The 1,626-nt window shown below is 51.1% G+C and carries 2 protein-coding genes; one reads left to right on the forward strand and one right to left on the reverse strand.

What is annotated here, in order from left to right; genetic code table 11:
* Positions 1-133 precede the first annotated feature (133 nt).
* On the reverse strand, positions 134-1,372 hold the full coding sequence (locus tag B5G40_RS16520; RefSeq protein ID WP_071429506.1) for an IS110 family transposase: 1,239 nt from the start codon (positions 1,370-1,372) through the stop codon (positions 134-136).
* Between B5G40_RS16520 and B5G40_RS17230 the strand changes: the two genes are divergently transcribed.
* On the forward strand, positions 1,347-1,626 hold a 280-nt coding region (locus tag B5G40_RS17230; RefSeq protein ID WP_206407265.1), incomplete at its 3' end, for a hypothetical protein. The genes B5G40_RS16520 and B5G40_RS17230 overlap by 26 nt on opposite strands.

Raw genomic sequence — 1,626 nt, forward strand, 5'->3', positions numbered from 1 at the left:
ACCTTGCTACGAAAATAAGTAGCGAGGGCGTGAACCTTGACAAACAGGCTTTCAACGCCTCATGAAAAACCATCGCAGCACAAAAAGCGGCAGGCCAAAACCTGTCGCCGGCCGAAGTATGGTACAGTGGGAATCAGCCTGGTGCCACCACAAAGTACCCCAGCTTTTGCAGTTCGTTCACCATACGGCTGGCCCGTTTGCGCTCACTTTGTTTTCTGCGGATCTCAAAACAGTCTTCGTTGTATGGAGAACCTGTCTTCAACATCGTGTAAATCAGCGCCAGCAGTTTGCGAGCCAAAGCAATCGTTGCACGTTTAGCGCCCTTCCGCTGTTTTATCCTCCAGTACCAACCGGAGAGGTACAAGCTTCGTTTTCCGGAGATGACCCATCCCACCTCACAGAGCATACTCTTCAGATACGGATTACCTTTGTTAATGTGAGCACTCTTGCGTTTTCCGGCACTCTCGTTGTTACCGGGACTCAAACCGGCCCAGGAGCATATATGCTGGGAATCCGGAAAGGCACTCATATCGGTACCAATCTCCGCGATAATGGCTGCTGCCGCAGTTACATCAATACCCGGTATGGAGCACAGGAGGCTCAATGCCTCTTCGTGCTTTGTGATCTCTTTCGTAATAGCGTCCTCCACAGTATGCCGGTGCTGTTCAAGTGCTTCCAAGTGCCCAAATATCATGCGAAGAAAGCCGCGCTGGTGCTCCGAGAGCGAACCGTTCAAGGCAATCAGTATTTCGTCGATACGTTTCCGGGTCTGTGTTTTCAGACACCGATCCAGAGCTTCCCGCGAAATATTTCCGTATTCCATGAGATGACGGATGATGTTTCGCCCGGAAGCGCCAAATGCGTCCGACAGAAACGCTGTGAAGCGGAAACCGGAGCTTTGCAGAAATTTATCGATGCGATTCTTTTGGGCGGTAATGTCGCGAACGATGCTCTTACGATACCGGGTCAGATGCCGCAGTTCCCGGAAGGTCTTATCTGGGATAAAACTTCCCTTTAGTAATCCGGCACGGAGCAATGTGGCGATCCATTGCGCGTCCCGCATATCCGTTTTGCGCCCAGGCACATTCTTCATGTGGCGGGCATTCACGACCAGAATGCTGATCTGCCCATCAAAACATGGCTCCAGCATTTCGTAAATAGGCTGCCAGTAGATCCCGGTGCTCTCCATAGCGACATAGCGGCACTCTGCTTCCAACACCCAATCCCGCAGTTTCCGCATTTCCGGGATAAGTGTGCTGAAGGAGCGAATCTCGATTTCCGGATCGGTGCCCAGTTCACCTTTGGCAAGACAGGCAACAATAACGTCACGATGAATATCCAGTCCCATGGCGCAGGTCAATATGTCTTGCATCAAATCCCTCCCTGAATTATGCAGGCTGGGAATTGCCCGGGTGGGTATCCGAACTTTGCTACTCGTGCTCTTCACTTATGTGACGCAACATACTGCTGTTCTCTTGGGCAACTCGTCCACGTTGAACAAACGGGGTGAAAATCCACCAAGGTGCAACCGGACTACGCCTGCTGTATTCAGTTTAGCAAATCCTTCGGTTAACGCACAGACTATATTTTCATTCTCAGCTGTGATGGCATTTCATGAGGCGTTGA

Origin of the sequence: Flavonifractor sp. An9, assembly GCF_002161245.1 — a bacterium.
GTDB classification, from domain to species: Bacteria; Bacillota; Clostridia; order Oscillospirales; family Oscillospiraceae; genus Flavonifractor; species Flavonifractor avicola.